The following is a 7,943-nucleotide window of genomic DNA, read 5'->3' as shown; positions in this document are numbered from 1 at the left end:
CACCACGTCGACTTCCATTTCGACGCCCAGGGTACCCAGCTCGAAGTGCTCGGGCCGGACCCCCACGACCACCTCGCCCGCGGCCGCCGTTGACGAGACGATGTCGCGCGACAGCGGGATCAGCCAATCCCCCAGCGCCACCGCCGAATCCACCACGGGCAGGGTGAACAAGTTCATCGCCGGGGATCCGATGAACCCCGCGACGAAAACGTTGCACGGATTTCGGTAGAGCTCCCGGGGCGGCGCGAACTGCTGCAGCAGACCGTCGCGCAGCACCGCGACCCGGTCGCCCATGGTCATGGCCTCGACTTGATCGTGGGTGACATAGACCGTGGTGGTCCCCAGCCTGCGCTGCAGCGCCGCGATCTGATTGCGCGTTTGCACCCGCAGCTTGGCATCCAGGTTGGACAGCGGCTCGTCCATCAGGAACACCTGCGGGCGGCGCACGATCGCGCGGCCCATGGCCACCCGCTGGCGCTGCCCCCCGGACAGATCCTTCGGTTTGCGCTCGAGATAAGGCTCCAGGTCGAGCAGCCTGGCGGCGGCCAACACCCGTTCGGCGATCTCGGCCTTCGGCGTCTTGGCGATCTTCATCGCGAAGCCCATGTTCTGCGCGACCGTCATGTGGGGATACAGCGCATAGTTCTGGAACACCATCGCGACGTCACGCGCCTTCGGGTCGACGTGGGTGACGTCGCGGTCGCCGATCCGGATGCTGCCGGAGTCGACGGTCTCCAGCCCCGCCACCATCCGCAGCGAGGTGGTCTTGCCGCAGCCGGACGGCCCGACCAGCACGACGAATTCCCCGTCGGCGACGACGAGGTTGAGGTTGTCCAGCGCCGGGCGCTCCGCGCCGTGGTAGCGCCGCGTCGCCTGGTCGAAAGTCACCGACGCCACGATTACCCGTTCAACCCGGTCACGGCGATGCCGCGCACGAACGAGCGTTGCGCGACCGCGTAGACGAGCACCAAGGGCAGCATGATCAGCATCGAGGTTGCCATCAGCACCGGCCACCGGGCAACGTACTCGCCCCGCATCCGGACCAGCCCGAGGGTCAGCGTCGCCAGGCTGTTGCGCTGAATCATCAGCAGCGGCCACAGGAAGTCATTCCAGACGTTGACCCAGGTGAGCACCGCCAGCACCATCACCGCCGGGCGGGCGTGCGGCAACAGGATCCGCCAGTACACTTGCCACGGCGAACAGCCGTCGAGAATCGCCGCCTCCTCCAGATCCGTTGGTAGCGTGCGGAAGAATTGCCGCATCAGGTAGGTGCCGAACGCGCTGCCGAAGAATCCGGGCGCGATCATCGCCCACGGCGTGTCCACCCACCCCAGGGTCCGCATCACCAGAAACTGCGGGATCACCGTGACGGTCAGCGGCACCATCAACGTGGCCAGGTATAAGACGAACAACACGTCGCGGCCCCGGAAGTCCAGGCGCGCGAAGGCATATCCCGCCAACGAGCAGAAGAACACGTGCCCCGCGGTGACGCAGCCGGCGTAGACGACGGTGTTGAAGAACATTCGGCCGAACGGCATCAGCGCGAACACCTCGGAGTAGTTCGACCACCGGGGATGCGCCGGCAGCAGTTTGGGTTCGCTGATCTCGCCCTCGGTCTTGAGCGAACCCGACACCGCCCAGGCGATAGGAAACAGCGCGCACCAGGCGATGACGGTCAACGAGGCGTAGACGACGCCGGCGCGGACGACCGCGCGCGAAACGAGGCCCCGCCGCTGGGCTTGCGCGCTTCTAGGTGAGCCCACGCGAGTTCTCCCAGGATCGTCGGTGGCTCAGGCGCAACTGCAGCACGGTGAGGACCAGCAGCACGGCGAACATCACCCATGCCAGGGCCGAAGCGTAGCCGAATTCCAGGAACCCGAAGGCGTGCTGGAACAACATGATTCCGAGGACGTAGGTGCCTGATTCCGGCCCGCCGCTGGGACCGGTGAGGACGTACACCAGGTCGAAGGCCTGGAATGCGTGGATGACCGAGATGACGACGACGAACGAGATCGACCCGCGGATGAGCGGCATGGTGATGGAGACGAATTGGCGTATTTCGCCGGCCCCGTCGATCTTGGCCGCCTCGTACACGGTCTCCGGGACGCCCTGCATGGCGGCCAGCAAGATGACGGTGGTGAACGGCACGCTCCGCCAGATGCTGACCAGACACAGCGACGCCATGGCCCACCGGGGTTCGACCAACCAGGGGATCGGCCCGATGCCCACCCAGCCGAGCATGATGTTGAGCAGCCCGTTGTCGGTGTTGAACACGAATTGCCACACCACCGCCATCACGACCGACGAGATGGCCAGCGGCAGAAAGACGATGGTGCGGAAGAACCCCATGCCCCTGACCTTTTGGTTCAGCACGGCGGCGACGACCAGGCTGATCGCGACCGTGGGAACCACGGTGCCCACGGTGAAGATCACCGTGTTGCGGATGGCGATCAGGAACAACGGGTCGGAGGTGAACAGGTCATGGAAGTTCTTCAAGCCCACGAACTTCGGGGGCCGGAACACGTCCCAGTTCTGCACGCTCATGTACAGCGAGAAGCCGAGGGGAAACACCATGAACACGGCCACCGCGAACAGGTTGGGCGCGACGAACATCCGTCCCGCCCGTGCGCGGCGCCGGGCGGCGACGGAGTCGTTGCGGCGCTGGGGGTGCGCCGCGTCGTGGGCCGGGTCGACCGCGTTGACCACACTCATGGGCTGCGCAACACCTCGTCGATGGGGCCGGGCAGTGCGGCCAGCGACGACGCGGGCCGGCTGCCCCGCAACACCGGCCCGAAGTTGCGGTCCATCAGGGCGTTGACCTTCTCCCAGGCCGGGGTGATGGGCAGGCCCTGCGAGACGGCCGGTCCCTGGGTGAGCACGCTGAGGTTACCCACCCGTTGGTGGGCCTTGGCGAACCCCGCCGAGTTCAGGGCGGACCGCAACACTGGCACGAACAGGCAGGTCTCGCCGATCAACTCCTGCCCGACCGGGCCGGTCGCGAACTTGACGAATTCCCAGGCTTGTTCGATGCGCCGGCTGCTCGACGCGATGGCCAAGCCGGTCGCGCCGATGTCCGAACACGCGGCATGCCCGGCTGGCAGGGCCGGGCCCACCGGCAGCGGGGCAACGTCGAAGTCCAGCCCCTCGGCCCGGATGTAGGTCTGGTAACGCCAGTGACCGCCCAGCGCGATCGCGGCCCGGCCGAACGCGAACAGGTTGGGCGTGGACATCGACTGGGTTTCGGAGGCGTTGGGGGCGACTCGGTACCGGTTCGCCAGATCGGCGTAGAACTGCACCGCCTCGATGAACGCGTCGTTGTCGAAGTTGAAGTGCGTCGGGTTCAGGCGTGGCGTCGACCACGGCACACCGTTGTTCATGGCGAACAGCCCGGCGGAGTAGTACGAGCCCCAGGTGTTCACGAATCCGTATTGGGCGGCGCGCCCCGAGGCGTCCCGCTTGGTGAGCGCTCGGGTGGCGTCGAGGAATTCGCCGAACGTCCAGGGGCGTTCCCACGTCGTGGGCGGCGGCGCGACACCCGCCTCGGCGAAGAGGCGTTTGTTGTAGAACAGGTAATTCCCCGACCACTGCTCGGGCAGCGCGTACTGCGCCCCGTTGAACGTGAAGGTTTCGTAGAGCGGCCCGATGCTGTCCGCCTTGAGTTGTTGAGCGAACGCCCGGTCGCGGGCCAGCAGCGTGTTGAGGTCCAGCAACACCCCGCGGGCAGCAAGTTCGGCGTACGACAGTTCCCAGGTCATCAGCACGTCGGGGCATTTGCCACCCGCGCAGAAGGTCGAAAGTTGTTGCATAACCCCGGGTCCGGAGAGGATCGCCCGAACCTTGATGTCGGGATGCTGGCGCTGGAAAGCCTCGACGACGCGCATCCTGGCGTCGCGCTCGTCGGGATTGGCCGCGAAGAAAAAGGTCAGCGCGTCGTCGTCGGGGGCGCAGCCCGCGGCCCACGGCGCCAGCGCGCTGACACCGAGCGCCCCGGCGCCGCGCAGCAAATCCCGCCGGCCCAACGGCTTATCGAGCATTGCACTCCCGACGGTGTTTCGGCGCCGTCCGGGCGGCCGGCGCCGTCTGCCCTCCTTGGTACCGCAAGACGTTGCGAAGGTCACGGCCGCGCGTCCTATCTCGAAGGGCGTGCCGCGACAGCGGCGTCTGACGGTGTCGATTGTGCGCCGACCCGCACCCGGGACGGGGATGACGCGCCGCCACAAAGCCGCTGCGCGACAGCGCAATGCCGGAGGCCACCACGTCAGGCGGGAAAATAGCGGATGCGGTCGATGGCGTTACCCCGCCATGCCGCCTCGGCGAACAGGATTCCGCGGCCGTGACTCGAGTTGACCGCGACGGCGACGGTGGGGCCGGCGCTGTTGATCTTGGTCGGACTGGCGTTGTCCAATTGCGTGGCCAGTTCGGGGAGGTCAAGGGGTTCGCGATCCCCCAAAGTGATTGCGGCGGAGGGCGACAACGCGCGCGCCGCGGCGGCCGTGTCGCCGCGGGCCGCGGCGCTCAGAAACGCCCGGACCAGCGCCTTGTGCCGCGAGCCCGCCCGCCGGAACCCCGCCAGGAAACCAGCGGTGCCGCGCGGTCCCTGGTTAGCCCACAACGTCGCGGACAGGCGCAGCGCGGGCGCCGCCGCGCGCGTCCCGCTGCGCAGGAATTGCGCCATCATCGCCGGCAGCTCCCAGTAGGCCCGCAGTTCGCCAATGTGCCACTGGCCCTGCTCTTCTCGCAGGTCGTAACGCAGGAACGCGGGGATGTACATCGTGACGCCCCGGCCCATCGCCACTTCCAGCTCGAGGTCGCGCAGCACCACGGCCCCGAAGACGATGTCGAGGTCCCGATGGAAGGTGATGTCCCGAGGACCGATGAAGGTGTCGTAGAAGCGGCCGATCTGTTGGTGCCCGACATGCGGGCGCGAACCGACCGGATCCTCGATGCGACCGTCGGCGGTGAACAGCGACACCCACCCGGCCCGATCGTGCGCGGCCGCCGCCTGCGGGGAGCGCTCCACCGCGGCGAGCAGTTGTTCGCGGTCGGACGCTGTCGGCATCACATTCTCCCTACCAGCTCGATGCCTTCGGCATGCATCTTTGCCAGCGCCTCGGCCGCCGACGCCGCCGCCACGGCGGCGGTCAGGTCCACCAGCACCCGCGTGCGCAGGCCGGCCCGTGCCGCGTCCTGGGCGGTGCGGCGCACACAATGGTCGGTGGCGATGCCCGCGACGTCGACCTCGTCGATACCGCGTCGGCGCAGCCAGTCCAGCAGCGGCGTGCCACGCTCGTCGGCGCCCTCGAATCCGCTGTAGGCCGCACCGTAGGCGCCTTTGCGGAACACCGCGTCGATCCGCTCGGTGTCGAGGTCGGGCCGAAAGTCCGCACCGGGCGTGCCGGCGATGCAATGCGGCGGCCACGACGACGAAAAATCCGGTCGATCCGAGAAGTGATCTCCCGGATCGACGTGGAAGTCCTGGGTGGCCACTACACACCTGTATCCCGGCGCCGCGGCCAGGTGGGTGTTGATCGCGGGAGCCACAGCGGCTCCCCCTGGCACGGGCACCGAGCCGCCCTCGCAGAAATCGTTTTGCACGTCGACGATGATCAACGCTCGCACGGCTCCACCCTATCCGGTCCGGACCGCCCGATTGCGTTCGATACAGCCGTTAAGCTGCGCATATGGCCGGGGCGGTTTGCTCGTCAGACAGTCGGGTAATACAGCCGCCATGGTGATCCGGAGAATCGCGCGACCCCTGTTATCAGCAGCATTCATCGGCCAAGGCATCAACTCACTGCTCAACCCGAAGACGGCGGCGGCCGCGGCCGCGCCGGCGGTGGACGGTTTGCAGGCGTTGCCCGATTCGGTGAGCAGCAGCATCCCCAGCGACCCCGAAACCTTCGCGCAGATCAACGCGGCGGTGCAGATCGGCGGCGGCCTGCTGCTCGCCACCGGCAAGCTGCCCCGCGTCGCGTCGGCCGCGTTGGCCGTCACCGTGCTTCCGGCCAACCTCGGCGCGCACTCGTTCTGGAACGAGATCGACCCCCAGGCGAAGGCGCACAAGCGTCAGCAGTTCCTCACCGATCTGAGCCTGCTCGGCGGCCTGTTGATCGCGTCCGCGGACACGGCGGGTAAGCCCTCGCTCGGGTGGCGCGGCCGTCAGGCCGCCGAGCGGCTCTCGGAGCGGGTGTCGTCGGCGCTGCCGGGATCCGATGACTCGTTCGATCCCGACTTGTCCGAGCTCGGCGAGAAGATCGTGCACGGGCTGCAGATCGGCGCCGAGCGGGGCCGCGAGCTGGCCGCCACCGCCGCGGAACGCGGCGCGCCGTACGCCGAGGCCGCGCTGGAACGCGGGCGCGGGCTCGCCAACACCGCCGCGGAGCGCAGCGCCCCCTACGCCGAGGCCGCGCTCGAGCGTGGCCGCGACTTCGCCAGCACCGCCGCGGAACGCGGTAAGCCGCTGGCCAAAAAGGCCCGCAAGCGTGGCGAGGAGTGGGCCGACGACGCCGCCGACCAAGCCGCGTACCTGGCCAAGAAGGCGCGGCAGCGCAGCGAGGAGCTGGCCGACGAGGCCGCCGACTGGGCCGCGCCGTTGGCGAAGAAGGCGCGCAAGCGCAGCGAGAAGTTGGCCAAGAAGGCGCGCAAGCGGAGCGAAAAGCTCGCCGAGCAGGCGCGCAAGCGCAGCGAAAAGCTCGCCGAGCAGGCGCGCAAGCGCAGCGAGAAGCTGGCCGAGCAGGCGCGTGACCGCGGTGAGGAACTGGCCGAGACGGCCCGCCAACGGGGTAGTTACCTCGCCGACACTGCGCGCGAGCGGGTGGGGGCGCCGGCCAAGACCGGGCGCGCCAAGCTGCCTTGGTGAACTAGTCCGGCCAGCGGGACCGCAGTTCCTCGGGTGCCCAGGACGGCCAGTCCGGGGCGCCGACCGTGACGCCGCCGCTGAATTGGGCGACGATCCGGGGCCCGCGAAGGCGGCTGTTGTCGTAGGCCGTGACGCTGTCGCATCGGGTGATGGCGTCGGCCACCTGAGCCCAGAGGCGGCGGTGCCGTTGCCGGATTTTCACCTCCGGCACGTCGTGGCCGCCCGCCTGCACGCGGTGCCGGACCCGCTCGACCGCGAGGTCTTCCGGGATGAGCAGCGCGTGCAGGACGACGGTGAAGCCCGCGCGGCGCGCGGCGTCGACCAGGTCCAGCTTCGACGGGTGGGAGAACACCGTCTCGGCGATGAACGACCGACCCAGCTCGATCAGCTTCGCCCTGGTGTCGGCGGCGATCCGCGCCGCCTCGTAGGAGTGTCCGGCCGGGTCGGCCGGCCAACGCTGCCTGGCGATTTCGTCGGCGTTGACCACGAAGCTGCGCGGCAGCAGCGGCGCCAGGGTGAGCGCGATGAAGGTGGATTTGCCGGCGCCGTTGGGCCCGACGACCACGTCCAGCCGATCCATCGGGCCGCCGGGCTATCGCCGCGGGATCAGCGACGCCCCGCGAGCACCACCGCGGCACCGTCGGGGCGGTGCTCGACGATCTCCCCGGCGTCGTTGAGGGCCACGGTGGTGACGCCCTGCGCGGCCAACGTCGCCCCGTAGTGCGTGCGGGCCAGGCTTTCCTCGATGGCCGCGGAGATTTCGGCGTTGAACACGACGCCCTCCTCGACGGTCAGCTCGCCGGTGCCCAGCCGACCGGCCAGCGCGGATTCCACGCGGCGCCGCGACGCGGTCTGCTGGCTGGAGACGGCCCGGCCCACGCGGGCCCAGTGGTCGAGTTGCTGTTTGGCAGAGCGGCTTTGGCGGGCACCCTCGGCGGCCGCGCTGTCCATCAGGTCGGAGGCCACCCGCGTGACCCGGTCGAGGGACTTCTCACTCGACGTCGGGGCGGATTTGTTGGCGGATCTGGCCATGGCAGACTCCCGAGGCGATGTGCAGCATTCCGTTACGGCTTGTAGCACAATG

9 protein-coding genes are annotated in these 7,943 nt (G+C 68.8%); 1 reads left to right on the top strand and 8 read right to left on the bottom strand.

All coding sequences use genetic code 11. The annotated features are described in order from the left end of the window. The 6 genes from A5714_RS09000 to pncA all read right to left on the bottom strand — a co-directional run. Positions 1-897, bottom strand: an 897-nt coding sequence (locus A5714_RS09000; RefSeq protein ID WP_068284653.1) for an ABC transporter ATP-binding protein, incomplete at its 3' end; no start/stop codon positions are given. A 2-nt stretch (positions 898-899) separates the two neighbouring features. Next, positions 900-1,679, bottom strand: coding sequence for a carbohydrate ABC transporter permease (locus tag A5714_RS08995; RefSeq protein ID WP_231973742.1), 780 nt, complete (start codon positions 1,677-1,679; stop codon positions 900-902). Positions 1,680-1,749: 70 nt separating this feature from the next. After that, a complete protein-coding gene (locus A5714_RS08990; RefSeq protein WP_231975842.1) occupies positions 1,750-2,613 on the bottom strand; it encodes a carbohydrate ABC transporter permease in 864 nt (287 codons plus the stop codon). 95 nt (positions 2,614-2,708) lie between these two features. Beyond that, on the bottom strand, positions 2,709-4,034 hold the full coding sequence (locus A5714_RS08985) for a sugar ABC transporter substrate-binding protein (RefSeq protein ID WP_068284651.1): 1,326 nt from the start codon (positions 4,032-4,034) through the stop codon (positions 2,709-2,711). Between the two features lie 224 nt (positions 4,035-4,258). Continuing rightward, positions 4,259-5,059 carry a ketosteroid isomerase family protein gene (locus tag A5714_RS08980; RefSeq protein ID WP_068284650.1) on the bottom strand — a complete coding sequence of 267 codons (801 nt, stop codon included), beginning with the start codon at positions 5,057-5,059 and terminating at the stop codon, positions 4,259-4,261. Beyond that, entirely contained in the window at positions 5,059-5,619 is a 561-nt protein-coding gene (pncA, locus tag A5714_RS08975) for a pyrazinamidase PncA (protein ID WP_068284649.1), read from the bottom strand. The genes A5714_RS08980 and pncA overlap by 1 nt, the downstream gene beginning before the upstream one ends. A gap of 109 nt (positions 5,620-5,728) precedes the next feature. On the opposite strand from pncA, the gene A5714_RS08970 reads away from it, so the two are divergent. After that, positions 5,729-6,859 (top strand): DoxX family protein, encoded by a 1,131-nt coding sequence (locus A5714_RS08970; RefSeq protein WP_068284647.1) that lies wholly within the window; start codon positions 5,729-5,731, stop codon positions 6,857-6,859. A gap of 1 nt (position 6,860) precedes the next feature. Here the strand turns inward: A5714_RS08970 and A5714_RS08965 are convergent, their stop codons facing one another. Together A5714_RS08965 and A5714_RS08960 are read right to left on the bottom strand one after the other, a co-directional pair. After that, complete coding sequence (locus tag A5714_RS08965; protein WP_068068013.1) at positions 6,861-7,439, bottom strand: AAA family ATPase; 579 nt, start codon at positions 7,437-7,439, stop codon at positions 6,861-6,863. A gap of 26 nt (positions 7,440-7,465) precedes the next feature. Then, complete coding sequence (locus A5714_RS08960; protein ID WP_068068011.1) at positions 7,466-7,891, bottom strand: hypothetical protein; 426 nt, start codon at positions 7,889-7,891, stop codon at positions 7,466-7,468. Between the last annotated feature and the right edge of the window lie 52 nt (positions 7,892-7,943).

This window comes from Mycobacterium sp. E2462, from assembly GCF_001672685.1.
In the GTDB taxonomy this organism is placed as follows: Bacteria; Actinomycetota; Actinomycetes; order Mycobacteriales; family Mycobacteriaceae; genus Mycobacterium.
Note: the sequence above shows the minus strand (reverse complement) of the source record. Positions and strands in the feature narration are given on the sequence as shown.